This window comes from Microbacterium sp. LWO14-1.2, from assembly GCF_038397715.1.
GTDB lineage: Bacteria > Actinomycetota > Actinomycetes > Actinomycetales > Microbacteriaceae > Microbacterium.
Genome location: NZ_CP151633.1, coordinates 1,747,293 through 1,771,035 on the forward strand (window position 1 = coordinate 1,747,293; position 23,743 = coordinate 1,771,035).

Sequence of the window (23,743 nt, forward strand, 5' to 3'; positions counted from 1 at the left end):
TCGACGGCGCGGGGCGAGCGACTAGCGTCGGCATGCGGGGAGGACGATCGAGAGGATGCCGTGACGAAGATCCGCTCGCGAATCCGCGAACGTCGACCGGCGATCGTGGAGTCGCTGCGCCAGGCCGTGCAGCCCGCGCGCCTGCTGCTCGTGGCGAAGACCGCGCTCGCCGTGGGACTGGCCTGGTGGATCGCCCCGCACATGCCCGGCGTCACCGACGAGTACCCGTACTACGCCCCGCTCGGCGCGCTCGTGAGCATGTATCCGACGCTGATGGGCTCGGTGCGGTCGGGCCTGCAGACCCTGCTCGGCCTCGTCGCGGGCATCGGCCTCGCCACGGTCGTCGTGCTCACGGTGGGCCCCACGTGGTGGACCATCCCGGTGGTCGTCGGCGTCGGCGTGCTGCTGTCGGGAACGGGCTGGTTCGGCGTCGGCAAGGAGTACGTCCCGATCGCCGCCCTCTTCGTGCTCATCGTCGGAGGTCAGGATGCCGACGACTACTCGCTCGGATACCTCGCCCAGATGGCGGTCGGCGTGGTCGTCGGCTTGATCGTCAACGTCGTGATCGCCCCCGCGCCCACCACTCTCGTCGCGGCCGCGCGCGTCGACGCATTCCGACGGCAGCTCAGCGACCACCTGCACGACATCGGCTACGCGATCACGGAGTCGTGGCCGCCGGAGCACGAGCAGTGGGCGGAGGATGCCGCGTCGCTCGCCGACACGACGGCGTCGCTGCGCACCGCGCTCGCCGAGGCCGACGACAGCCGGCGCGTGAACCCCCGCGCGCGAGGGCGTCGGGGCGAGACGCAGCACATCCACGAGGATCTGCGACGACTCGACCGCATCGCGCACCTGATCCGCGACATCGCCGACGCGACAGCCGACACGATCTGGGATCGCCCCGGCTCGCTCGGCCTCGACCCCGAGCTGCCCGAGCCGCTGTCGGCTGCCTGCCATGCCGTCGCGGACGCGATCGCCGTCGACGATCCGACGACGGCCGACGCCCACCGCCTCCGCGGCGAGGCCGCGCGCGCGATCCGCCTGCTGCTCGAGCGGGTCGACGACCGCACGATCGACGTCGGCAGCACCATGGGCACGGGCGTGCTGTCGGCCATGCATCTGCGCCGCATCCTCATCGTGAGCGGTGCCAGGGACGAGTCGGACGACTGAGCCGGGGCCTCCTGCTCAGATCGTGTCGTCGGCGGCGACGATGTCGACCTGCCAGAAGCGGCCGTCGGGGTCGTTCTCGTCATGGGCGGCCTCTGCCCGTTCGAACGCCTCGTCGAACTCGTGCAGGAGCGCCTCGAACTCGGCCTCGGTGAGCCGTGTGGTGCGCTGCTGGAACACGGCGCGGATCCCGGGCGAGCGACCGCCGTAGTACTCCGGCGCCCACGCGACGACGCGCTGGAGCAGGTCCTGGTGCTCTGCGGCGACGGCCTGCACGACCGCTCCGCCGAGCTCCTCGTCGGCCACCGGATGGTCGGGGTCGCCGACGCTCATGGCTCCTCGCACGGCCGTCCAGACCCGGTCGCGGCGGTCGCGGGCGTGCTCGGGGGCTTCGGTGATGAGGGCGGCGTCGGCGAGGGTGCGCAGATGGAAGCTCACGCGGTTCGCCGGCACGTCGAGCTCGGCCGCGATGTCGGCGGCGCGCATGTGGTCGTGGCGGGCGAGGAGCTTGAGAATCCGCCGGCGGAGGGGGTGCGCGTAGGCCTTGAGCATGGCGGAGGTCATCCACACGGGATCGTCCCCCTGCGCTCCTCCGGTCATGGTCCGATCATACGCGCACGGAAAGTTGCGCAAGAAATATTGCGCAATTCTCGGTGGCCTTCTACGCTGGCGCTCATGACCACTGCGACGACCCCCTCGAGCCTCTGGCGCAGCCCGCGCTATCTCATCTGGCTCGCGAGCGACACCAGCAAGGGACTCGCCGCCGCCCTGTTCGGATTCGCGGTCCCGCTACTCGCGCTGATCGTCACCGACGACCCCGCCCAGGCCGGCATCATCGGCGGTGCCGGCATGGTCGCGAAGGTCGTCTTCACCCTCGCCGGCGGAATCCTCGCCGACCGGCACGCACGCATCGACCTCATGATCGTCGGATCGCTCCTCGGCGTGCTGCTCGCCGGCGCGTTCACCGTGCTCGCGCTCGCCGATGCGCTGACCTTCACGACCCTGCTCATCGCCAACGTGCTGCTCGCCGCGCGCAGCGGCGTCTTCGACGTCGCCGGCGAGAGCGCGATCAAGGAGATCGTGCCCGACGACGCCATGGGCAGGGCTCAGGCCGCGAACCAGGGCCGTGACGCCGCGCTGCAGCTCGCCGGAGGCCCCCTCGGCGGGCTGCTCCTGAGCCTGGGCGGCTGGGCGATCGGCGCGGCGATGACGCTCTGCCAGTTCGTCGCCGGCGCGACGGCGTGGATGCTGCGGCGCGGCGAGCCCGCGGCATCCGATCCCCCTGCCGAGCTCGACGACCGCGAGGGCGACGCGCCCGCCACCCCCGCGAGCGCGTGGAGCGAGCTGCGCGAGGGGTTCTCCTGGCTGCTGTCTCGGCCCGATCTCGGTGGCGTGCTGCTCACCGTCACCGTGATCAACCTCGGGTTCAACGCCGCGATCACGACCGTCATCTACGCGCTGCAGCAGGCCGGTCACTCCGAAGTCCTGATCGGCACCCTCGGGGCGGCCGTCGGGGCGATCATGCTGGGCGGGGCCATCGTCGCTCCCCTTCTCGTGCCGCGGTTCGGCGCGGGCGCGATCGCCATCGCGGGTCTGGCGACGGCGACGGTCGGCACCGTCGTGCTGTGCTGGGTCGATCAGCCCTGGGGGATCGTGGCGGTGCTCGGGGCATCGGTGCTGCTGCTGCCCGCACTCAACGCCGGGATGATGGGCTACTTCATGGTGGCGACGCCGAGCCGACTGCTCGGGCGGGCGAACAGCGCGGCCGGGGTGCTCGCGATGGGGGCGCTGCCTCTCGCCCCGCTCGTCGCGGGTTTCGGGCTCGCCTGGCTCGGACGGGAGGGGACGCTGCTCGTCTGCGCCGGCCTGTGCCTGGCATCCGTCGCCCTCGCCGTCGGCAACCGCGCGCTGCGCGCCCTTCCGGTCGAGTCGCGGTGGGCCGAGCACGCCAAGAGGTACGAGTCGGCCTGACCGAGGCGGCCGCTACAGGGACCCGGTCAGCGCCGCGATGCCGGCGAGCGCCGAGGCGAGGGCGAGCACGAGGGCGATCGAGATCAGCACCACGTGCACGGTGAGGAAGGTCGTGGGCTTGCCCGCGGCATCCCGAGCGCGGGGATCCTTCGCGATGCGGGTGTAGAAGCGCGGCCAGACGAGGGCGTTGAAGGCGGCGTTGAGGAACAGGAGGACGGCGAGGACGGTCACCTCTCCACGGTATCCGCTCCCCGACATCGGCCCGTCGACGACCCGGTGCGGGAGATCGACCGAGTCCATGTATCAGCAGCCTCTTGCCGCACTCCTGATAGGTGTGATCACAATGAGTCTCATGATCGACGGCCCACCCGGAGCCGGCCTCGATCCTGCACCGGACGACGGCGCGGCACGCTGGAAGCTCGCCGCCGGATACTTCGACGCATGGCGGGACGGCGACAGCCGCGCGATGGACGACCTCGTGCGGCTGATGACGCCTGTGCTCTGGCACGTCGTGCGTGCCTACGGGCTCGAGCGCACGCTCGCCGAGGACGTGATCCAGACGACCTGGATGCAGCTGGTGCGCGGCGGGCGCTCGATCACCGAGTCGCGCGCGATCGCCGCCTGGCTCACCACCACCGCGAGGCGAGAGGCCTGGCGGGCGGGCAAAGCGCACGGACGGATCGACACCACCGAGACGGATGCTCTCGACGCCCTGCTCCCCGAGCAGGAATCCGCCGAGGAGCACGCCGCGACCGGCGATCAGAACCGGCGCCTGTGGGCGGCCGTCCGCCTCCTCGCCGACCGGTGCCAGCGGCTCCTGCGCGTGATCGCGTTCGAGGACCGTCCCGACTACACCCGTCTGGCCGCCGACCTCGCCATGCCCGTCGGCAGCATCGGACCCACCCGGCAGCGCTGCCTCGCCAAGCTGCGCGCGCTGCTCGACGCCCCGACCACGCGGACCGAGGGCGCACCGTGAGCGAGCACGATCAGGAGGATGCTGCGCTCTTCGCGCAGCTGCGCGCGCTCTGGCGCGACGTCGATCCGATGCCGGCGACGCTCATCGACCGGATGATCGCGGCCGTCGCCGCCGAGGGCCTCAGCGAGGAGTACGCGCTGCTGACCCTCGTCGAACAGCCGCTCGGCGCGGTGCGCAGCGGCACCGACGCGCTCACCCTGCAGTTCAGCGACGGCACGACGAGCATCCTGCTGCACGTGACCCGCACGGCGAGCGACCGCCACCGCATCGACGGGTGGGTCGACACGGCGGCCGCGGTGGTCGAGCTCGCCCAGGGCGACCGCGTCCGCAGCGTCACGCCCAACGAGACCGGGCGCTTCACGTTCGACGAGGTGCCAGACGGGTTCACCCGCGTGCGCCTCACCACCACGGTCGGCGACGAGGAACGCACGCTGTCGACACCGCAGTTCGAGTTGTGATCCACCGCGGGTCCGCCCGCACACACCGCGGGCCCGCCCGCACAGGATGCGGGTGCGCCCGCGAGGAGGGGACGACCGATCATGGAGCAGCCGAGGGGTTGGAGCTGGCAGGACAGAGCGGAGGGGTCGATCCGTCGCGGGACGGCTCTCGATCCGAACGTCGAACCGGTCGGGGGCGTCCGTGCCTTCCCGACCGCGTATCTGCCCGAGCGACTGCTCATCACGTTCGACCGCGACAACGACCACGAGGCGTACGACGGCGAGGTGAAGGCGCTGCAGGAGGCCGCGGCATCCTTCGGCTGGCAGCTCGACGTCGAGTCGCCCGAGTCGCGCCTGTACGCCGACGATCTGCTGCCGGGGGTGCCCGGCTTCCTGCGCGCGCATCTCACGACCCCCGACGAACCCGTGCGCGGGGAATCGCCCGTGCCGCCGGACGCATGGCGGGTGCTGCAGCGCGCCAGGAGGAGCACCAGGTCGTCGATGCCGCGCACGAGCCTCGAGCACGTGCTGTCGATCGACCCGGTCGGCCTGAACCCGTTCAGCCGCACGAATCCCTTCAGTCGCACGAATCCCTTCAGCCGCACCAACCCGATGCGCGGCGCCGGGGCTGGCGGCAGCGACGACTACCTCGAACCGGGGCGCGGCGCCCGGCAGCCGGTGAGCTGGCTGGGCCCGGCACCGCGCCGCGGCCCGTCGCCGAAGCGCGGCCGACGCCCTGTCGTGGCCGTGCTCGACACCGGGTGCGGCGTGCACGACTGGCTGCCCGACGATGTCGTCACCCGGCACATCGAGCTCGACGGCGTGCCCGTGGGCCTCACCGACGACGCCGATCCCGAGCGCTACCCCGACATGTACGGCCAGCTCGACGGCGAGATCGACGCCGTCGCGGGTCACGGCACGTTCATCGCGGGGATCATCCGGCAGACCGCTCCGGATGCCGACATCCTGTCGGTGCGCATGGCCGGCGCGCTCGGGGTGATCGACGAGAGCACGTTCCTCACGACGGTCGCGCAGGTGGTCGAGCTGCTGCGGCGGCACCGGGAGGACCCGTCGACCGGGCATCCGATCGACGTGCTCAACCTGTCGCTCGGCTACTACCACGAGACCCCGCAGGACGGCCTGTTCAGCACCACGCTCACCGCCCTGCTGACGAAGGCGAGGGAGCTGGGGTGCGTGGTCGTGTGCTCGGCGGGCAACGACGCGATCGACCGGCCGTCGTTCCCGGCGTCGCTGTGGCCGTGGCCGGGGTCCGACAACGGCATCCCGCACGACGACGACGCGCCGCTCGTGTCGGTCGGGGCGCTGAACCCGTCGGCGCGCTCGGTCGCGCTGTTCTCGAACGTCGGACCCTGGGTGCAGGTGTACGCCCCGGGGGCGGCGGTCGTGAGCACGTCGCCGGCGTTCGTGGGCGGCGAGCAGGCGTCGTGCAGGGCCGATGTCGACGGGCTCCGTCGCGAGACGATCGACCCCGACGACTACCGCGGCGGGTTCGCGATCTGGAGCGGCACCTCGTTCGCGGCGCCCTATGTCGCGGGGCGCGTCGCGGCGCAGCTCGGCTCCGTCCCGCGGGAGGGCGTCTCGCCGGCCACGGCGGCGAAGGCGGTGGCCGCGGTGCTGAAGACCCTGCCCGCTCCGCGGGAGTAGCCGCTCGTGACGGCGTCCGGCGACGGATGCCGTCACGACCCTTCCGCGCCGCGTTGTCGACCGGCATTCTGGGATGATGCCCCTGTCTGCGCGCGAGCTGCATCAGCGTGGCGTCGACGCGGCCAACTCCCGGCGGTTCGGTCGGGCGCGGCGCGCGCTCGCGACGGCATCCGCCCGCGCCGGCGACGACGCCGACCTGCGAGCGCGCATCGACGGCACGATGGCGTACGTGCTCGCGCAGACCGGTGAGCCGGGCGAGGCCGAGCGCCTGTCACGCGAAGCCCTCGCGCGACCGGGGCTCCACGCCGACACCGTCGCCGTGCTCGACGGCCAGCTGGGCACGCTGCTCATGCACGGCGGACGACTCGACGAGGCGGATCAGGCGCTCACGAGGGCGATCGACGCGCTCGACGAGGACTCGATCGAACGCGCGAACCTGCTCATGAGCCGTTCGATCGTCGGGATGCAGCGGCACCGACTCGACGACTGCACCGCCGACCTGCGCAGCGCCATCGCCGTGTACGAGACGCTCGGAGAGGAGGAACCTCTGGCCGAGGCGCGGCACAACCTCGGGTACGCCGCGCTGCTCGGCGGCGATCTCGTCGCGGCGCTGAAGCTCATGACCGCCTCTCGCCCCACGCTCGCCGCCACGAGCGACCTGGCCGCGGCGATCAGCGACCTCGACCGGGCGGAAGTGCTCCGTGACGCCGGGCTGACCACCGAGGCGGAAGCGCTGCTCGACGAGGTCGCGACACGTTTCGGGACGCAGCGCATGCGGCAGGCACGCGGCGAGGCCGAGTTCCACCTCGCGCGGTCGCTGCTGCGGCACGACGCCGCAGCAGCCGAGCGCACCGCAGCGAGAGCCGCCCGCCGGTTCGCGGCCCTCGGCAGCGACGGATGGTCGGCGCGGGCCGAGGCCGTGCGCCTTGAAGCATCCCTGCGGGCGCACCCGGAGCGCGCTGTCGACGCCGCCGCGTTCGCGCGCACCGAGCGCGCGCTCACGGCGGGCGGCTTCCGCACGGAGGCGACCGCGCTCGGCCTCACCTCGCGGCTCGTCGGCGAGGGACGGATGCCGCGGCTCACCGACGACGCCCCCACACCGCTGCGGCTGCGCGCCCACGAGGTGCAGGCGGTGCGGGCGGCGAAGGCGGGGAAGGATGCCGCCGCCCTGCGCGCCGCGGCCCACGGACTCGACCTGCTCACCGCCTGGCAGCAGTCGTTCGGCGCCCTCGACCTGCAGGCGTCGGTGGCGATGCACGGAACCGAGCTGATGTTCACGGGGCTCGGGGCGGCCGCCCGCACGCGGGATCCGGGCGTGCTGTTCGAGTGGTCGGAGCGCGCGAGGCACCTGAGCCAGCAGGTCGCCCCGGTCCGTCCGCCGCACGACGCCGATCTCGCGGCCGACCTCGCGGAACTGCGGATGCTGCGCGCCGACCTCGCCGGCTCGGACTGGACCGCCGATGCCCGGGTGAGAGCGCTGCGCGACCGGGTGCGCGATCGGCAGTGGTCGTCGACCGGCGCCGGCGCCCACCGCGGACGCCTCGACCTGGCGACGACCAGGGCGCGGCTCGACGACGAGACGGCGGTCCTCGCCTACGTGTACACGGGGACGGACCTGCTCTGCACGGTCGTCACGGCGGCAGGGGCGTCGATCGTCGAGCTGCCCTGGCCGCGCATCCGTGCGGCCCTCGACGGACTGCGCGCCGACCTCGACGTCGCCGCCCTCACGCACGGCGGCCCGATGGCGGCGACCGTCGGCCGATCCCTCGACGAACGGCTGCGCGCGCTCGACGAGTCGCTGTTCGCGCCCGCGCGCGCCGCCGCCCCGCAGGCGTCACGGCTGGCGTTGACGATCCCCGGCATCCTCGGCGGCATCCCGTGGGCCATGCTCCCCGGGCTGTCCGGCATCCCGTTCACGATCGCCACCTCGGTGTCGCGCCTCTTGGAGGACCGTGCGCCGCGGCGGCGAGCCCGTGCAGGCTTCGCGGCCGGGCCTCGCGTCGCCCGCGCGGGCGAGGAGGTCCGCACGGCGGCGAGCGCCTGGGGCACGGCCGAGGTGTTCGCCGGCGAGGAGGCTCGGGTCGACGCGATCACCGAGCTCGCCGGGCGCACCGACGTGCTGCACATCGCCGCGCACGGCCGTCATGCCGTCGACAACCCGCTGTTCTCGGGCTTCGAGCTCGTCGACGGCACGCTGTTCGGGTACGACGTCGACCTGATCCCACGCCCGCCCGACACGGTCGTGCTGTCGGCGTGCGAGCTCGGGCGATCATCGGTCCGCTGGGGTGAGGAGGCACTGGGCATGACGCGCGTCTGGCTGCACGCCGGCACCCGCTGCGTCATCGCAGCCCCGGTCGTGGTCGCCGACGACGTCGCCTGCGAGCTCCTCGCCGCCCTGCACCTCCGGCTCGCGGGCGGCGATGCTCCGGCAGTGGCGCTGGCCGCGGCATCCGAGTCCACAGGTCTCCGGGCCCCGTTCCACTGCCACGGCGACGGGTTCTAGAGATTTTCTCCACTCGATGTATCAGAGGAGGGTGCGCCCTCTCCTAATCTGCAGAGGGTGCCACGCGAAGGGCTCCGGAAGCGGAGCGCGAGGGAGGCGCAGTCGGAAATGGGGAACCTCGTGCACTGGGGAGTGCGAGAGACGACATGGACACCATCTACCTCGGGGATGTCGCGAGAGGGGTCGCGACATCCCCACCATCCGCCGACGGAGGGCGGATCGACCGGATGCCGCGACGGGAGGGGACCCGTCGCGGCACCGGCCGATCACCCGCGGGAGTGAGGCCGCCGGCGCGCACCGCGCCGCACGAGCAGCGCGGCTCCGATCGCGAGGAGCAGCAGTGCGGCGGTGACCGGGATCGCGGGGTCGAGTGACGATCCGGTCGCGGCCAGTCCCCCTGTCGCTGCCGAGCCTTCGCTTGCGCCTGCCGAGCCGGCGGCGACCACCGCGATCGCGGTCGAGGCCACGACGTCTCCGCCGAGGAGAGCCCGCAGCGTATGGGCGCCCACGGGCGTCGACGTCGGAACACGCACGGTCACGGTCGCCGCACCGGCGGCATCCGTCGTGAAGGTCGCGAGGCGCACCGGGTCGGAGAAGAGCCACAGCTCGCCCTCGGCGGCCGGGGCGAATCCCGCCAGCCGGACGGTGATCTCCTCGCCCGCTCGTGCCTGCGTCGGAGCCGACAGGGTCTGCGAGCCCGGCTCGGGTCCGGTGCCCGTCGCCTCGATGCGCACCGGATCCGACACCGCCGAGGCGTTGCCGGCGCGGTCGGCGGCGCGGGCGATGAGCTGCGCTCCCTCGGCGGGAGCCGTCACCGGCGTCGTGTAGGCGGTCCAGGTCGCGCCGGCATCGAGCGAGTACTCGACCGCGGCGATGCCGGACACGGAGTCCGCCGCCGTGACGACGAACCGGCGTCCGTCGACGGTCACGCCCACCGTCGGCCGGTCCGAGTCGACCTTGATCGGCCCGAGCGTCGCGGCCTCCTCGACGTTGCCCGCGGCATCCGTCGACCGGTACTGCACGGTCGTCTCGCCCTCCGGCAGCGCGACCGGCTCGGTGTAGGTGTTCCACCCTCCCTCGCCGATCCGGTACTGCGTGAGCGCGACAGCACGGTCGTCGGAGGCCGTCAGCGTGAGCGTCGGACGCGTGGTGTGCCATCCGCTCGCCGCCGGGTCGGGGGCGAGCGTCGCCTCGGTGATCGGAGCACTCGTGTCGGCGTCGGCGCACACCAGCGTGGGTTCGCCCCAGACGCCGTGAGCGCCGTTGATCGCGCCGGCCGTCGTCGGATCCACCCGCAGGTCGAGGTACTGCGCTCCCGTCACGTCGAGGGCGATCCGCTCGGTGGCGAAGCCCGGCGTGAACGTGACCGACTGGTACCGCTGCGTGCCGTCGACGTCGACCCGGAAGATGACCGCTCCCGAGAAGCCGTCCTCCAGCCCGGCGTCGGTCGTGAACGAGGTGCAGGCGCCGCCGAGGTAGTAGGTCAGCTTCGAGACGGCGTGCACGCCGAGGCCCTTGTCGTAGACCTTCTTGAGCTCGGGGGTGGTGTTGATCTGCAGGGGAACGTCGGGCGAGGTCGCCGAGTCCTTGTTCGCGACGTCCTTGCCGATCACGCCGTAGCCGTTGGTGGCCGAGACCCAGTCGATGTCCGAGAGCGCGACGGTGCCGGTCGGCGCGTCCGGCAGCTGCTGCGAGACCACCTTCCAGTCGAAGAACTTCACGCGCGTCTCGACGGGGAGGGTGACCGACTCCACCGTCTTCGACGGATTCAGGCGGATGCTGTTCGCGAACACGCTGTACGTGTACTGCGCGTACTCGATCGTCGCGCTGGCGGCGTTGTTGCGGCCCTTGGTGTCGATCACGGCGGTCGCGGAGCCGAGCCCGGCTTTGAGCCAGTTCGGCACGAACAGGCTCTCCCTCTGACTCGTGCCGTCGGTGTACGTCACGGTCAGCGTCGGCGAGACGCCGCCTCCGACCGCGGCCGAGGTCAGCACCGCGAGATGCGTGCCCTGCCCGCTGACGCTGATCGTCTGCCCGTCGAGGGCGACCGCGTTCACCGCTCCGTCGACGTAGTCGGGCCAGGTGAAGTCGACGTCTCCGCCGGGGAGTGCCGCCCGCACCGTCGACCCGGGGTCGACGCCCTGCGCGGCCAGCGCCTCGGCCGAGAACGAGGCCTTGCCACCGTCGAAGTCGCCCTGGGCCCTGGTCGCGAGCGAGGTGATCGAGACGTGGTTGTAGGCCGCGGCGAGCGATCCGTAGTTCACGTAGATCTGGTTCGCGGCGCCGGCGCTCCCGGAGGCACCGGACCTCGCCGTGTAGTCGACCTTCGCGCGAATCGTGGCCTGACCCCCGGCCGCCGAGGTCGTCGGCGTCACGGTGAACGTCGCGGTCGCCGAGGCACCGGGCGCGAGCGTCGGCGTCTCGTCGTCGGCGGTGCCGGTGAGGTCCCACCCGTCGGGGAGTTCGAGCGAGAACGCGAGACCCGTCTTGTCGTGATCGCCCGTGTTGGTGGCCGTCACCCGCACGGTGGTCTCGGCGCCCTGCGCGACGGTGTCGTCCAGCAGAACCTCGGCGGTCATCGCCGCGGCATCCGCATCGTCTCCGCCCACCGCGCTCGCGCCGGCGAGCGCGATGACGGCGGACGCCGTCGACGCGACGGTGCCCGCCTCGACCACCACGGTGCCGTCGGCGTCCGTCTCGTCGAAGTACCAGCCCGCGCCGGCCGCGGCGAGCGCCTCCGCATCCGCGACCTCGGTGAGGGCGACGCCGTCGCGGGTCACCGCGTCGGGCGCCGATCCGCTGTGCACCTGCAGGCGGTACGCGCGCTCTGCGGCCTTGCCCGTGTAGTCGCCGTCGCGGGTGCCGATGGTGACGGTGACGTCTCCGGCATCCTTCGCGGGGGCGTCGACCTCGAACAGCTGCGACGAGCTCGCGCCGTCGCGGTAGTCGCGGGTGACCTGGTCGTCTTCGTAGAGCGTGAACTCCGACTCGCCCTGCGGGTACACGTCGAGGGTGAGGGGCGCATCGTCCGGCACGAGCGACGAGTTGCGCGCCACGATGCCCTGCGGGATGACCGCGCCGGCGCGCACGAACACCGGCAGGGTGTCGAGCGGGGCGTCGTAGCCGTTGAGCACCCGGCCGCCGCGCACGACGTCTCCGGACCAGTAGTCGATCCAGTCGCCCTCGGGGAGCACGATGCCGTTGCGCACGTCGCTGTCGGTGAAGACCGGCGCGACGAGGAAGTCACGTCCGAGCAGGAACTGGTTGTTCGCCTCCGCACTGTAGGAGCGAGCGTCGTCGGGGTACTCGAGGGCGAGTGAGCGCATCATCGGCGTCCCCGAGCGGTGCGATTCGGCGGCGAGCGTGTAGATGTACGGCATGAGGCGCTGACGCAGCTGCAGGTAGTCGCGGTTGATGCGCGTGGCCTCCTCGCCGTAGAGCCACGGCCGCTTGTCGGTGGCCGCCCACCCGCTCATCGAGTACAGCGCCGGTGCGAACGCCTTCCACTGCAGGTCGCGCACGTAGCTCTTCGTGGATCCGCCGAAGATGCCGTCGACGTCGCCCGTCGTGAACGGCAGGCCCGAGTTGCCGGCGCCGGTGAGCGCCGAGACCTGCCAGCGCACCGCGTCGAGGTTGCCGGAGTGGTCGCCCGTCCACTGCATCCCGCAGCGCTGCGCCCCTGCCCAGCCCTCGACCATGAGAGCGGTGCCTCGGGCGTCGGAGTACTGCTCGATGCCGTCATGCGCGGCCTCGCATCCGGTGAGGGCGAGACGGTAGCCCTCGCCGACCCACGCGACGTCGAGCTTGCGCAGACGGATGCCGGCGTCGCCGACCTCGCTCTCCTGCTGGGTCAGGGCCCGCTGCGTCCAGAGCCCTGTCTGCAGTCCCTGCTCGCCGATCGCCGCCACGGTCTCGGGGAGCTGCGAGTACTCGCAGCCGTATCCGTCGTTCACCAGCATCCACCCCGCAGGCATGTCGTGCTGCGCGAACTGCGCGGCGACCTGGGCCGACTGGATCGTGTGCTGCTTCACCCCTTCGGGGTCGCCGAAGCCGCTGGAGGTGTAGGTGGGGTTCGAGCGGTTGTAGCAATCGGCGTCGCCGTACTCGAGGGCGTATGCCGGGGGCATGTGGGGGCGCCCGGTGAGCTTGGTGTAGCCGTCGAGGGACTGCTTGTAGTCGCCCACGAAGTAGTACGCGTCGAATCGCTTCTCGGCGTGGGTCGTGGTGGGGTCGCCCGAGAACACGTAGGTACCGGGCGCGAAGGTGTTGCGCAGCACGCCGTAGCCCGCGCTGCTCATGTAGTACGGGACGGCGTTGGGGTGCCCGCCGTCGGACCAGTTGAAGTTGCGCGAGATGTTGACGGTCGCGCCGGTGTGGATGGAGCGGCCGTTCTGCATGCCGCCGCCGAGAAACTGCTCGCCGTCTCGCGCGGCGAGGTGCTGGGTGGTGGCGGTGGGGCCGAAGCTCAGCGGGCTGCTCTCCTGCCAGACGGTGCTTCCGTCGGCGCGCAGGAGCGTCATGCGACCCGAGCCCTTGTCGACCTCGAGCGTCACCTCGTCGGTCGCGATGCGCACGGTCGATCCGTCGGAGACGGAGACATCGGATGCTGTGAAGTCGCCCGCGCCGACCACGATGTTCGCGGATCGGGCGGGGTCGCCCTGCGAGGTGTTCGCGGGGTCGGTGAACGTTCCGCTGCGGTCGGCCTCGATCCGCAGCGTCGCGGCGTCGAGGAACGTGACGCGCACCGCGCCGCCTGACTGCGTGGTGAGCACGGCGCCGTCGCCCTCGTCGGCGACGGCGGTGATGGCGCCGAGGGTGTCGCCCGGCTGCACCGGCACCTCGGCCGTGATGTCGGGGGCGGCCGCTGCGGCGCCGGGTGCGGCGACGAGGACGGTCGCGGCGAGCACGCCGACGAGAAGCGTCGAGACGACCGATCGGCGGCGGGGAGGGGCGAACGAGAAGGACATGGTCTTCCGATCTGTGCGACGGTGCAGAGATGATTGTTCGTGATGTTTTAGGTTAAGAAGATGCACAATGCATCGTTTTGGCGACCATAGCAAGGCGCACGGGAAGTCGTCAAGAGTGCATGCCGGCGAGCACCGGACCCGTCGAGCGGGAGCCTCGGGCGAACGTCAGTCGGCGATGACCACGCGGTAGCCGGCTGCCGTGAACTCCTCGCGCAGGGAGGTCGAGAGCCCGCTGTCCGTGATGAGGGTCTGGAAGAGGTCTGCCCCGCCGATCGAGGCGAAAGACCCGGTGCCGACCTTCGACGAGTCGGCGACGATCACGGCGCGCTGTGCGCGTTCCGCCATCATGCGGTTCACGGCCGCCTCGCGCTCGTCGTTGGTGCGCGCGCCGTCGACGGGATCCATCGCGTTCACTCCGATGAAGGCGATGTCGAGGCGCACCCCGCGGAGAAGCTGCTCGACGAACGGGCCGACGAGCTCGAAGCTGCGCGAGTGGATGACGCCGCCCGTCACCACGACCTTGATGTCGGGGCGCATCGCCAGCTGAGCAGCGATGTTGACGGCATTCGTGACGACAGTGACGCCGACGCCCGAGAGGTCGTCCCGGGCCGCGAGCGCTCCCGCGATGGCCGTGGTGGTGGTGCCCCCGGAGAGCCCGATGACGGCCCCCGGCTCGACGAGACGCGCGGCCGCCGCGGCGATCCGCTCCTTGTGACCGGTCTGCTGGTGGCTCTTGTACCGGATGGGCAGCTCGTACGCGACGGACTGCCCCACGGCGCCACCGTGCGTGCGGGTGAGCAGGCGGCGAGCCGCGAGACTGTCGAGGTCGCGGCGGATCGTCGCCGGAGACGCTTCGAACCGCTCGACCAGCTCGTCGACGCCGACCTCGCCCTGACCCGCGAGCATCTCCAGGATCGCCTCGAGGCGCGCCGCACGCTTCATCGCGACAATACCTCCGGGTCAGTCGGATCGGACCTCGCGGTCGACGGGAGGGCTCCCGCGCCGCGGCTCGAATTCAGCGAAAGTCTACGGGTCGCGGTCGCCCCGCGACGACGCCGCGCGCCGTCGCCAGGCCCGTCTCGTCAGGCGAGCGCGAAGAGCTGCAGCATCCGTGCCGCCTCGGCGGCGAGCGCGTCGCGCGCGGGCGCGAGGTACTTGCGCGAGTCGACGAGCCGCTCGTCGGCGGCGAGCTTCTCGCGCACGGCCCTGGTGAAGAACCCGTTGAGGTGCGTCGAGACGTTGATCTTCGTCATGCCGGCGCGCACGGCGGCGGCGATCACGTCGTCGGCGACGCCCGACGAGCCGTGCAGCACGAGGGGCACGTCGAGCGCGGCCTTCAGGCGCGAGATCAGGTCGAGGTCGAGGGATGCCGTGCGGTCGGTCATGGCGTGCGACGAGCCGACGGCGACAGCGAGCGCGTCGACTCCGGTCGCCGCGACGAAGGCGCGGGCCTCCTCCGGATCGGTGCGGACGCCGGGGGCGTGCGCTCCGTCCTTGCCGCCGACCTCGCCGAGCTCCCCCTCGACGTACACGCCGGCACGGTGGGCGCGTTCGACGACGGCCGCGGTGAGCGCGACGTTCTCGTCGTAGGGCAGCGCGCCGCCGTCGAACATGACCGAGCCGAAGCCGAGTTCGACGGCCTCGTCGACGAGCTCGGGGCGCTCCGCGTGATCGAGATGCACGGCAACGGGCACGCTCGCGCGACGAGCGAGTGCCAGTGTCGCCAGCGAGATCGGTTCCAGACCGCCGTGGTAGTCGGCGCAGTTCTGCGAGATCTGCAGGATCACCGGCAGTCGAGCGGCCTCCGCCGCGCGCACCAGGCCCTCTCCGGTCTCGAGGTGGATGACGTTGAACGCGCCGATGCCGGTGCCGCGGGTCGCGGCATCCGTCACCAGTTCGCGGGCGGAGACGAGTGTCACGGGGAGTCCTCTCGGAGGGCGGGGCTGTAGGAGGCGACGACGAGGCGGTCTTCGAGAGCACGCCAGTCGTCGGAGATCTCGCCGGCGAGGGGCATCAGCACGGCGGCGGCCGACCACGCGGTGGCGCGGCGCAGCACGGTCTCGGGGTCCCGCATGCCCTCCGCGAAGAGCACGGCGCAGGCGGCGACGCCGGCGTCGCCCGCGCCCGTCGGGTTCCCGGCGAGCGGGGCGTCGAGACGCGCGTGCAGGACCTCGGATGCGGTGACGGCCAGCATCCCGTCGGCTCCGAGCGACAGCAGCACCAGCGCGACCCCGCGCGCGATGAGCGACCGCGCGCCATCGACGGGGTCGGCGATGCCTGTCGCCTCGACGAGCTCGGCGGCGTTCGGCTTGAGGACGGATGCTCCGGCATCCGCCGCATGCAGCAGCGCCGGGCCTGAGGTGTCGACGATCGTCGGCACACCCGCGTCGCGGGCCGTGCCGATCAGCAGGGGGACGAAGGACTCGGGGGCGCCGGGCGGCAGACTCCCCGACACGACCAGGACGCGCGCGCTCGGCAGCGCATCGACCACCTCTCCGAACAGCGCCGCCCACTCCGTGTCGGCGGGGTTCACGCCCCGCTCGTTGATGATCGTGGTGTCGCCGAGCTCCTCGTCGACGATCGCGACGCTCTGCCTCGTCGCCGCGGAGACCGGCACGACGCGGTGCGGCACACCGCTCGCAGCGAGTTCGGCCGAGAACGCGATACCGCTGCGCCCGCCGGCCGTCGTGAGGGCGAGAGTCGAGGCGCCCTGCGCATGGGCGACTCTCGCGACGTTGAGGCCCTTGCCGCCGGCACGCGCCGCACCGGCATCCGCTCTGTGGGTCGCCCCGACCGTGAGGCGGTCGACGCGCCAGGTCAGGTCGAGAGCGGGGTTCGGGGTGACCGTGAGGATCATGCGAGCTCCCGTGCGCGGAGGGCGGCACCGAGGATGCCGGCGTTGCCGGAGAGCTCGGCGGGGACGAGGTCGGGGATGCGGTGGAAGCTGAGTCGTGCCGCGAGGCGGTCGCGGAGTTCGTCGAACAGCGCTGCGCCGGCGCGGGAGAGCCCGCCGCCGATCACGATGGCCTGCGGGGCGATCACGGCCGTGAGCTGGGCGAGCGAAAGGGCGAGGGCGTCGAGCGCCGACTCCCAGATCTCGACGGCGACGGGATCCCCGGCGGCGGCGCGGGCGATGACGTCCTTCGCGCCATCGGGGGTGACGCCGGTGGCCTCGACGTAGCGGCGAGTGATCGCGCCGGCCGATGCGACGGCCTCCAGGCATCCGCGCGCGCCGCACGGGCAGATGGGGCCGTCGGCGATCGGGGAGTGCCCGATCTCCCCCGCGTATCCGCCCGCGGTGTACGGGGCGCCGCCGATGATCAGGGCGCCGGCGATGCCGGTGCCGATCACGAGCACGACGGAGTCGTCGTAGGCCCGCGCGCCGCCGAGCACGTTCTCGGCCCAGCTCGCCGCCCGCACGTCGTGATCGAACGCGACGGGCAGCCCGAGACGGGTCGAGGCGAGGTCGCGGATCGGGCTGTCGCGCCAGCCCAGGTTGCTGGCGAAGACGCCGATCCCGGCATCCGGATCGACGATGCCGGGCACCACGAGTCCGACGGCCTGCGGGAGCACGCCGGGGTGCGCGGATGCGTACTCGGCGGCGAGCGCGCCGAGCCGCTCGATCACCACGGCCGTGCGGTCGCCGGTCGCACCGGGCGTCGGGGTGCGCCGCAGATCGAGCGCCGTCCCGTCTGCGTCGAACAGCGCCGACTTGATGTCGGTGCCCCCGACGTCGAAGGCGAGCACCGGAGCACCCGCGCCCAGTGAGCGCGCGGTGCCGGGGCGTTCGACGGCCCCGGCGTCAGGCGTGGTCATCGGGTGCTCCGGCGTCGCTGAGGTCATGCATCCAGGATGACGGATCGCGTGAGGTTGCGCGGCTGGTCGGGCTCGAGGCCGCGGGCGACAGCGCGGTCGAGTGCGACCCGGTGCAGACGCACGAGATCGGCCAGCGGGTCGATCGGATGCTGCACGAAACGGGCCCCGGTGGCCTCGACCTGCGCGGCCAGCCCCTCGGGGGCGTCGCCGAACTGCCAGGTCACGCGACCGGGAGCGGCGATGGCGATCGGACCGTGCCGGTACTCCATCGACGCGTACGACTCGGTCCACGATTGCGACGATTCGCGCATCTTCAGAGCCGCTTCGTGCGCGAGGCCGACGGTCCAGCCGCGACCGAGGAAGGTGTACTGCTCGGCATCCCAGAGCCCGTCGTCGTCGGGTGCGGCGAGCACGGCGGCGGCGTCGTCGATGGCGGACGTGAGGTCTTCGCCGAGGGAGGCGCGGAGGAGGGCGAGCGAGGTCGTCGCGAAGCGCGTCTGCACGACCGACTTCTCGTCGGCGAACGGCAGCAGCACGGCCTCGTCGACGAGCGACACGAGCGGCGACGTCTCGTCGCCGATGACGCCGATCACGCGAGCCCGTCCGCGCACGCGCTCGACGAGTTCGAGCACCTCGGTGGTCGTGCCGGACCGGGTCAGTGCCACGACGGCGTCGTACCCGCGGTCGACGAAGGCCTCGGATGCCGCGAACGCATCGGTCTCGCCCTGGCCCGACCCCTCACGGAGCGCCGCATAGGCCTGCGCCATGAACCAGGAGGTGCCGCATCCGACGACGGCGATGCGCTCGCCCGCGGCAGGGAGGCGCTTCTGCTCGTCGCGCAGCTCGACAGCGCGAGCCCAGGTCTCGGGCTGCGAGGTGAGCTCTGCGCGCATGTGTGCGCCGGGAAGGTTCTCGGTCATGGCGTCCTCCGGGACGAGTGAAGCGAATGATGCAACATTGTGATTGTTTTGGAGATGTTCCGATCATAGTATTTCTTAACCAAGCGGGTCTGCAAGATTCCCCTTGATTTGTTTATTCGCCTGACAAATAATCGAACAACTCCACGCCGATCCTTCCGGGGAGGCGACCACGCACTGTCGCGTGCTGTACTCGCGGCTGTGCGACCCTCCGCTCCATCCGAGCGGTTCCTGACACAGTGAGGAATGCCACACAGATGAAGAAGTCACTGCGATTCGGCGCCGTCGCACTCGCGGCAACCGCCACACTCACGCTCACCTCCTGCGGTTTCGGTGGTTCTTCGGGAGGGGGCGGCGGCGGAGACGACGCGAACACCCTGAGCCTGCTCGTCCCGAGCTACTCCGACGCGACCAAGGGTCTGTGGGAAGACGTGATCGAAGGGTTCGAGAAGGAGAACCCCGACATCACCGTCGACCTCGAGGTGCAGTCGTGGGACAACCTCGAGAAGGTCATCTCGACGAAGATCCAGGCCGGCGAGGCACCCGACATCTACAACGGCGGTCCGTTCGCCGGCTTCGTGGGCGACGAGCTGCTCTACCCGGTCTCCGACGTCGTGTCGGAAGACACCCTCGCCGACTTCCAGGACGCGTTCATCGCGAACGCCGAGGTCGACGGCACCGCCTACGCGCTGCCGCTGATCGCGTCGGCACGCGCCCTGTTCGTCAACAACACGCTGCTGCAGCAGGCGGGCGTGACCGAGGCCCCGAAGACGTGGGACGAGCTGCTGGATGCCGCGACCAAGGTCTCGGCGCTCGGCGGCGGAGTCGCCGGCTACGGCATGCCGCTCGGTTCCGAGGAGGCCCAGGCCGAGGCCGCCGTGTGGCTGTGGGGCGGCGGCGGCTCCTTCGGCGACGCGTCCGAGATCACGATCGATACCCCGGAGAACCTCGCCGGTGCCGAGCAGATCAAGAAGATGATCGACGCCGGCGCCACCCAGGCCGACCCCGGCTCCACGCAGCGGTCGCCGCTGATGGACATCTTCATCCAGGGCAAGATCGGGATGCAGGTGGGCCTGCCGCCCACGGTCGGTCAGATCGAGGAGGGCAACCCCGAGCTGGACTACTCCATCGTCCCGATCCCGACGAAGGACGGCTCGCCGTTCACGCTCGGCGTCATGGACCAGCTGATGGCGTTCCAGAACGACGGCGACAAGCAGGAGGCGATCACCAAGTTCTTCGACTACTACTACTCGGCCGACGTGTACGTGCCGTGGGTGCAGGCCGAGGGCTTCCTGCCCGTCACGAAGTCCGGCGCGGAGCAGCTGTCCGGCGAGGAGGCCCTCGCGCCCTTCCTCGACGTGCTCCCCGACGCGCAGTTCTACCCGTCGACCAACCCGAAGTGGTCGGCCACCGACGGTGCGTTCAAGTCACTGTTCGGCCAGCTGCAGACCAAGCCGGCGCAGGACGTTCTGACCGAGATCCAGGCGCAGGTCGACGCGGGCTGAGCCCCGCGGAAGGAGAGGTTCGGGGATTCCCATGAGCCAGACGACAGAGTCCCAGACCCTCGCGGGGGCGGCCACCGGCCGCCCCCGCACCCCCGCCCGCCGGTCGGGCGCCGCACGCGGGCGCCCCGGCGGGAAGGATCTCCTGCAGGCGCTGCCGTGGATCGCGCCGGCGCTGCTGCTCATCATCGGCGTCGTGCTGTTCCCGGCCGGCGTCATGTTCTACAACTCCACGCGCGACATCTCTCTGTCGGGTCTCGACAAGGGCTCCGTCGGGCTCGACAACTTCGCCACCGTGTTCGGCTTCGCCGAGTTCTGGCCGATCCTCTTCCGCACGATCGTGTGGGTCGTGGTCGTGGTCGGCTTCACCGTCGTGATCTCCCTCGGACTCGCGCAGATCCTCAACAAGGCTTTCCCCGGACGACAGATCGTGCGCATGGCCGTGATCGTGCCGTGGGCGGCGTCCGTCGTCATGACCACGATGGTCTTCTACTACAGCCTCGAACCGTACTTCGGGGTGTTCAACAAGTTCCTCTACGACATCGGCCTGTCCGACGACGCCGTGGGCTACGGGTGGACGAAGAACCCCGCCACCGCGTTCGCCTGGTCGATCGTCATCGCGATCTTCGTGTCGCTGCCGTTCACGACCTACACGATCCTCGCCGGCCTGCAGACGGTGCCCGCCGACACCCTCGAAGCGGCGAAGATGGATGGCGCCGGAGCCATGCGCACCTACTGGACGATCATCGTTCCGCAGCTGCGCAGCGCCCTCGCGGTCGCCGTGCTCATCAACATCATCAACGTGTTCAACTCGCTCCCGATCCTCAAGGTCATGACGGGATCCATCCCCGGCTACGGCGCGGACACGATCATGACGATGATCTTCAAGTACATCGAGCTGCAGAAGAAGGTTGATGTCGCCAGCGCGCTGTCGGTCATCGCCTTCCTCATCGTGATCGTGATCGTGGCGATCTACGTCAAGGCCGTCAAGCCCATGAAGGAGGTCTGATCGTGACCCTGACCGAGACCGCCCTCGTCACGACCTCGGGCTCCACGCCCGCCCCGCGCATCCCCGGCCGCAAGCGCCGGTACACCGCAGACCAGGTCACGCTGCCCCGCGTCATCCTGCGCACGGCCGCCGGCTTCCTCGTGCTCGCGATCTTCGTGCTGCCCTACCTGATCATGTTCTTCGGCTCCGTGAAGACGAAGCCGCAGATCCGCTCCGTCGACCCGACCTACCTCCCCGTCGAGTGGCACTGGGAGAACTACATCACGATGTGGTCGACTCCCGAGACACCGCTGCCGTACAACCTGATCTCGACGATCATCATCGCCGTCTTCGCGACCCTGCTGGTGCTGCTCGTCTCGCTCCCCGCCGCCTACTACACGGCACGCTTCAGGTTCCCCGGCCGTATGGTGTTCCTGTTCCTCGTGATCGTGACGCAGATGCTGCAGCCGGCCGTGCTCACCTCCGGGCTCTTCCGCCAGTTCACGACCCTCGGCCTCGGCGACACCTGGGCAGCCATGATCTTCATCAACGCCGCCTTCAACCTCTCGTTCGCGGTGTGGATCATGCACTCGTTCTTCGCCGGCATCCCCAAAGAGGTCGACGAGGCCGCGCAGATCGACGGCGCCGGACGCTTCACCGTGCTGTTCAAGATCAACCTGCCGCTCGTCTGGCCCGGCATCGTCACGGCGATCGTGTTCACGTTCGTCGCCTGCTGGAACGAGTTCGCCGCGTCTCTCGTCATCCTCTCCACCGACAAGAACCAGCCGCTGTCCGTCGCCCTCACGAAGTTCGTCGGTCAGTACGAGACGAGCTGGCAGTACGTGTTCGGCGTCTCCATCGTCGCCATCCTGCCCGTCGTCATCCTGTTCATGCTCATCGAGAAGCGCCTCGTCGGCGGCCTCACCGCCGGCAGCGTCAAGTAGCGGCGCGAGGCTCGTCACTTCTGCGGCCATCGGTCACTTCTGCGGCCGCGCAAGGTCGGGATGGCCGCAGAAGTGTCGCTTCACCGCAGAACCTGCTCCGGTTGCATGCCGGCGGGCAACGGCATCCGCCTCTGCTCGTCACGGAACAGGCTCGGTGAGCGCCCGAGCCGCTGCGTGAACTGGCGCGAGAAGTACGACGGATCGTCGAAGCCGACCTGGCGTGCGATCGCTCCGACCTCGAGATCGGTCTCGACGAGCAGGGACTGCGCCCGCGCGAGCCGCGAGTCGATGAGCAGCTGCAGGGGCGTGAGCCCGGTCGCCGCGACGGCGGCAGCCCGCAGCTGGCCGACGCTCAGGCCGAGCTCGCGCGCACGGGTCTCCATCGGGATCTGGCGTGCCGCACCCCGGGTGAACGCCTCGATGAGGTCGGGAGCCGCGTCGGGCATGGTGGCCGCGGCGAGCTCGGCGATCCAGGCATAACCGGCGGCGGATGCTCGCAGCGCAGCGGCCGAGCCGCTGTCGGCGAGCTCCGAGTGCAGGGTGTCGAACGTCGGACGCAGCGAGTCGGGCACCCCGTCGAGCGGGACGATCGGCTTCGCCCGCCGCCACGCACCCAACTCGTCGAGCGCACGGGTGGCCGCCCCCGAGAACAGCACCCAGTGCTCGGTCCACCCGGATCGCTGCGGGCCGTACCCGTGCACGACACCGGGGAAGAGCCACAGCAGCGCAGGTGCGTCCACGCGCACATCGCCGGTGAGCGGACTCGAGTACCACCCGCTGCCCTCGCTCACCACGACGGCGGCGTGCGATCGCAGCTGCCGGTCGCGGAATCCCTCGTTCCGACCCGAGTACTCGCCGGCGCCGAGGCACGCGATCGTCACGTCGGTGAGCGTGCGAGCCGGGGTCGCGTAGATCGCCCAGTTCTGCATAATCCTCCTAGTGTCGTGAGCGAACCCCGAAAGTACAAGCAGATGTCATCGGATTGCATGGCTCGATCGTGCTACTGCGAGAAGACTCGATGCATGATCACCTCCAACGGCTACATCCTCGACGAGAGCCCCGGCCGACTGGGACGACTCGACGCCGTGCCTGTCGGCGAGCGCCGCGACCGGGATGCTCTGTGGCAGCGTCTGCGCCGCGATGGATACCTCTACCTGACCCAGCACCTCGACGCGGATCTCGTCGAGGGCTTCCGCCGGTACTACTTCGAGACCCTCGCCCCGACGGGTCTGGTCGACGTCGACGGCATCCACGAGGGTGTGGACGCGGGAGGGCCGGTCGACGGCGCCCTCACCCGCCGGCTGCTGTTCGACGAGATCGTGCCGGGCGACAGGTACGCGGCACTGACGACGCATCCGTCGATCCGCGACTGGTTCCGGTGGTTCCTCGGCGATGACGTGCACCTGCACCGACGCCGCATCATCCGGCACACCCGCCCCGGGGAGAGCGGAATCGGCACCGCCACGCAGGCTCACTACGACCTCGTGTACCTGCGCGAAGGCACGGACCGGGTGCTGTCGATGTGGATCCCGCTCGGCGACTGCAGTGTCGAGACCGGCGGCCTCGCCTACCTCGAGGGCAGCCACCATCGGGTGATGGCGCAGGAGCGGGCCGGCACGCTGCGCCTGCCGGCGGCCTCGATCACCGCCGACCTCCCCTCCCTGGCCGACGAGTACGACGCGCGCTGGCTGGTCGCCGACTACCGCGCCGGCGACGTCATGGTGCACTCCGCGCACATCGTGCACGCGTCGACCGACAACGTCGATCCCCGGTCACGCATCCGGCTCTCCACCGACATCCGCTACCAGCGGGTCTCCGACCCCATCGACTGGCGCTGGCAGGAGCACTGGTTCGAGGGCGACGGTCTCTGAGCGTGCCGCGCGACCCGCG

General features: G+C 71.1%; 19 protein-coding genes. 10 read left to right on the forward strand and 9 right to left on the reverse strand.

From position 1 onward, the window contains the following. The first annotated feature begins 60 nt into the window (after positions 1-60). Positions 61-1,170, forward strand: coding sequence for an aromatic acid exporter family protein (locus MRBLWO14_RS08445; protein ID WP_341936009.1), 1,110 nt, complete (start codon positions 61-63; stop codon positions 1,168-1,170). A gap of 15 nt (positions 1,171-1,185) precedes the next feature. Here the strand turns inward: MRBLWO14_RS08445 and MRBLWO14_RS08450 are convergent, their stop codons facing one another. Continuing rightward, the gene (locus MRBLWO14_RS08450; RefSeq protein WP_341936010.1) at positions 1,186-1,767 is read right to left on the reverse strand and encodes a helix-turn-helix domain-containing protein; all 582 of its coding nucleotides are present in this window, start codon (positions 1,765-1,767) and stop codon (positions 1,186-1,188) included. A gap of 75 nt (positions 1,768-1,842) precedes the next feature. Between MRBLWO14_RS08450 and MRBLWO14_RS08455 the strand changes: the two genes are divergently transcribed. Next, positions 1,843-3,138: an MFS transporter gene (locus MRBLWO14_RS08455; protein ID WP_341936011.1), complete on the forward strand. Its 1,296-nt coding sequence runs from the start codon at positions 1,843-1,845 to the stop codon at positions 3,136-3,138. 12 nt (positions 3,139-3,150) lie between these two features. Here the strand turns inward: MRBLWO14_RS08455 and MRBLWO14_RS08460 are convergent, their stop codons facing one another. Next, positions 3,151-3,396: a hypothetical protein gene (locus MRBLWO14_RS08460; protein WP_341936181.1), complete on the reverse strand. Its 246-nt coding sequence runs from the start codon at positions 3,394-3,396 to the stop codon at positions 3,151-3,153. An 85-nt stretch (positions 3,397-3,481) separates the two neighbouring features. Between MRBLWO14_RS08460 and MRBLWO14_RS08465 the strand changes: the two genes are divergently transcribed. The 4 genes from MRBLWO14_RS08465 to MRBLWO14_RS08480 all read left to right on the forward strand — a co-directional run bounded on the left by MRBLWO14_RS08465 (position 3,482) and on the right by MRBLWO14_RS08480 (position 8,719). Further along, a complete protein-coding gene (locus MRBLWO14_RS08465) occupies positions 3,482-4,114 on the forward strand; it encodes a sigma-70 family RNA polymerase sigma factor (RefSeq protein ID WP_341936012.1) in 633 nt (210 codons plus the stop codon). Then, positions 4,111-4,572, forward strand: coding sequence for a hypothetical protein (locus MRBLWO14_RS08470; protein WP_341936013.1), 462 nt, complete (start codon positions 4,111-4,113; stop codon positions 4,570-4,572). Before MRBLWO14_RS08465 ends, MRBLWO14_RS08470 begins: the two co-directional genes overlap by 4 nt. A gap of 81 nt (positions 4,573-4,653) precedes the next feature. Beyond that, positions 4,654-6,216 carry a S8/S53 family peptidase gene (locus tag MRBLWO14_RS08475; RefSeq protein ID WP_341936014.1) on the forward strand — a complete coding sequence of 521 codons (1,563 nt, stop codon included), beginning with the start codon at positions 4,654-4,656 and terminating at the stop codon, positions 6,214-6,216. A gap of 76 nt (positions 6,217-6,292) precedes the next feature. Beyond that, positions 6,293-8,719 carry a CHAT domain-containing protein gene (locus MRBLWO14_RS08480; RefSeq protein WP_341936015.1) on the forward strand — a complete coding sequence of 809 codons (2,427 nt, stop codon included), beginning with the start codon at positions 6,293-6,295 and terminating at the stop codon, positions 8,717-8,719. Between the two features lie 266 nt (positions 8,720-8,985). Here MRBLWO14_RS08480 and MRBLWO14_RS08485 read toward each other — a convergent pair whose 3' ends face one another. From MRBLWO14_RS08485 to MRBLWO14_RS08510, 6 genes are all read right to left on the reverse strand, one after another. Beyond that, the gene (locus MRBLWO14_RS08485; protein WP_341936016.1) at positions 8,986-13,686 is read right to left on the reverse strand and encodes an NPCBM/NEW2 domain-containing protein; all 4,701 of its coding nucleotides are present in this window, start codon (positions 13,684-13,686) and stop codon (positions 8,986-8,988) included. A gap of 165 nt (positions 13,687-13,851) precedes the next feature. Then, positions 13,852-14,628 carry a DeoR/GlpR family DNA-binding transcription regulator gene (locus MRBLWO14_RS08490; RefSeq protein ID WP_341936017.1) on the reverse strand — a complete coding sequence of 259 codons (777 nt, stop codon included), beginning with the start codon at positions 14,626-14,628 and terminating at the stop codon, positions 13,852-13,854. Positions 14,629-14,768: 140 nt separating this feature from the next. Continuing rightward, entirely contained in the window at positions 14,769-15,605 is an 837-nt protein-coding gene (locus MRBLWO14_RS08495) for a class II fructose-bisphosphate aldolase (RefSeq protein ID WP_341936018.1), read from the reverse strand. Beyond that, on the reverse strand, positions 15,602-16,543 hold the full coding sequence (locus tag MRBLWO14_RS08500; RefSeq protein WP_341936019.1) for a 1-phosphofructokinase family hexose kinase: 942 nt from the start codon (positions 16,541-16,543) through the stop codon (positions 15,602-15,604). The genes MRBLWO14_RS08495 and MRBLWO14_RS08500 overlap by 4 nt, the downstream gene beginning before the upstream one ends. Continuing rightward, positions 16,540-17,529 carry an ROK family protein gene (locus MRBLWO14_RS08505; protein WP_341936020.1) on the reverse strand — a complete coding sequence of 330 codons (990 nt, stop codon included), beginning with the start codon at positions 17,527-17,529 and terminating at the stop codon, positions 16,540-16,542. The genes MRBLWO14_RS08500 and MRBLWO14_RS08505 overlap by 4 nt, the downstream gene beginning before the upstream one ends. Beyond that, positions 17,526-18,422, reverse strand: a complete 897-nt coding sequence (locus MRBLWO14_RS08510; protein WP_341936021.1) for a sugar isomerase — start codon at positions 18,420-18,422, stop codon at positions 17,526-17,528. Before MRBLWO14_RS08510 ends, MRBLWO14_RS08505 begins: the two co-directional genes overlap by 4 nt. 254 nt (positions 18,423-18,676) lie before the next feature. On the opposite strand from MRBLWO14_RS08510, the gene MRBLWO14_RS08515 reads away from it, so the two are divergent. From MRBLWO14_RS08515 to MRBLWO14_RS08525, 3 genes are read left to right on the forward strand one after another with little or no spacing between them, the layout of a single operon-like run. Beyond that, the gene (locus MRBLWO14_RS08515; RefSeq protein ID WP_341936022.1) at positions 18,677-19,924 is read left to right on the forward strand and encodes an extracellular solute-binding protein; all 1,248 of its coding nucleotides are present in this window, start codon (positions 18,677-18,679) and stop codon (positions 19,922-19,924) included. Positions 19,925-19,955: 31 nt separating this feature from the next. After that, a complete protein-coding gene (locus tag MRBLWO14_RS08520) occupies positions 19,956-20,930 on the forward strand; it encodes a sugar ABC transporter permease (protein ID WP_341936023.1) in 975 nt (324 codons plus the stop codon). A 2-nt stretch (positions 20,931-20,932) separates the two neighbouring features. Further along, the gene (locus MRBLWO14_RS08525) at positions 20,933-21,853 is read left to right on the forward strand and encodes a carbohydrate ABC transporter permease (protein WP_341936024.1); all 921 of its coding nucleotides are present in this window, start codon (positions 20,933-20,935) and stop codon (positions 21,851-21,853) included. A gap of 80 nt (positions 21,854-21,933) precedes the next feature. Here MRBLWO14_RS08525 and MRBLWO14_RS08530 read toward each other — a convergent pair whose 3' ends face one another. Then, complete coding sequence (locus tag MRBLWO14_RS08530; protein WP_341936025.1) at positions 21,934-22,782, reverse strand: AraC family transcriptional regulator; 849 nt, start codon at positions 22,780-22,782, stop codon at positions 21,934-21,936. A 93-nt stretch (positions 22,783-22,875) separates the two neighbouring features. Here MRBLWO14_RS08530 and MRBLWO14_RS08535 point away from each other — a divergent pair, with 93 nt between their 5' ends. Beyond that, positions 22,876-23,724 carry a phytanoyl-CoA dioxygenase family protein gene (locus tag MRBLWO14_RS08535; RefSeq protein ID WP_341936026.1) on the forward strand — a complete coding sequence of 283 codons (849 nt, stop codon included), beginning with the start codon at positions 22,876-22,878 and terminating at the stop codon, positions 23,722-23,724. Positions 23,725-23,743 lie beyond the last annotated feature (19 nt).

Excerpts from the sequence above, each read along its gene's own strand:
- MRBLWO14_RS08455 (WP_341936011.1), top strand. The coding sequence starts at position 1,843 with ATGACCACTGCGACGACCCCCTCGAGCCTCTGGCGCAGCCCGCGCTAT.
- MRBLWO14_RS08515 (WP_341936022.1), top strand. The coding sequence starts at position 18,677 with ATGAAGAAGTCACTGCGATTCGGCGCCGTCGCACTCGCGGCAACCGCC.
- MRBLWO14_RS08505 (WP_341936020.1), bottom strand. The coding sequence starts at position 17,529 with ATGACCTCAGCGACGCCGGAGCACCCGATGACCACGCCTGACGCCGGG.
- MRBLWO14_RS08485 (WP_341936016.1), bottom strand. The coding sequence starts at position 13,686 with ATGTCCTTCTCGTTCGCCCCTCCCCGCCGCCGATCGGTCGTCTCGACG.
- MRBLWO14_RS08450 (WP_341936010.1), bottom strand. The coding sequence starts at position 1,767 with ATGACCGGAGGAGCGCAGGGGGACGATCCCGTGTGGATGACCTCCGCC.
- MRBLWO14_RS08535 (WP_341936026.1), top strand. The coding sequence starts at position 22,876 with ATGATCACCTCCAACGGCTACATCCTCGACGAGAGCCCCGGCCGACTG.
- MRBLWO14_RS08465 (WP_341936012.1), top strand. The coding sequence starts at position 3,482 with ATGAGTCTCATGATCGACGGCCCACCCGGAGCCGGCCTCGATCCTGCA.
- MRBLWO14_RS08460 (WP_341936181.1), bottom strand. The coding sequence starts at position 3,396 with ATGTCGGGGAGCGGATACCGTGGAGAGGTGACCGTCCTCGCCGTCCTC.
- MRBLWO14_RS08510 (WP_341936021.1), bottom strand. The coding sequence starts at position 18,422 with ATGACCGAGAACCTTCCCGGCGCACACATGCGCGCAGAGCTCACCTCG.
- MRBLWO14_RS08520 (WP_341936023.1), top strand. The coding sequence starts at position 19,956 with ATGAGCCAGACGACAGAGTCCCAGACCCTCGCGGGGGCGGCCACCGGC.
- MRBLWO14_RS08475 (WP_341936014.1), top strand. The coding sequence starts at position 4,654 with ATGGAGCAGCCGAGGGGTTGGAGCTGGCAGGACAGAGCGGAGGGGTCG.
- MRBLWO14_RS08490 (WP_341936017.1), bottom strand. The coding sequence starts at position 14,628 with ATGAAGCGTGCGGCGCGCCTCGAGGCGATCCTGGAGATGCTCGCGGGT.
- MRBLWO14_RS08480 (WP_341936015.1), top strand. The coding sequence starts at position 6,293 with ATGCCCCTGTCTGCGCGCGAGCTGCATCAGCGTGGCGTCGACGCGGCC.
- MRBLWO14_RS08500 (WP_341936019.1), bottom strand. The coding sequence starts at position 16,543 with ATGATCCTCACGGTCACCCCGAACCCCGCTCTCGACCTGACCTGGCGC.
- MRBLWO14_RS08530 (WP_341936025.1), bottom strand. The coding sequence starts at position 22,782 with ATGCAGAACTGGGCGATCTACGCGACCCCGGCTCGCACGCTCACCGAC.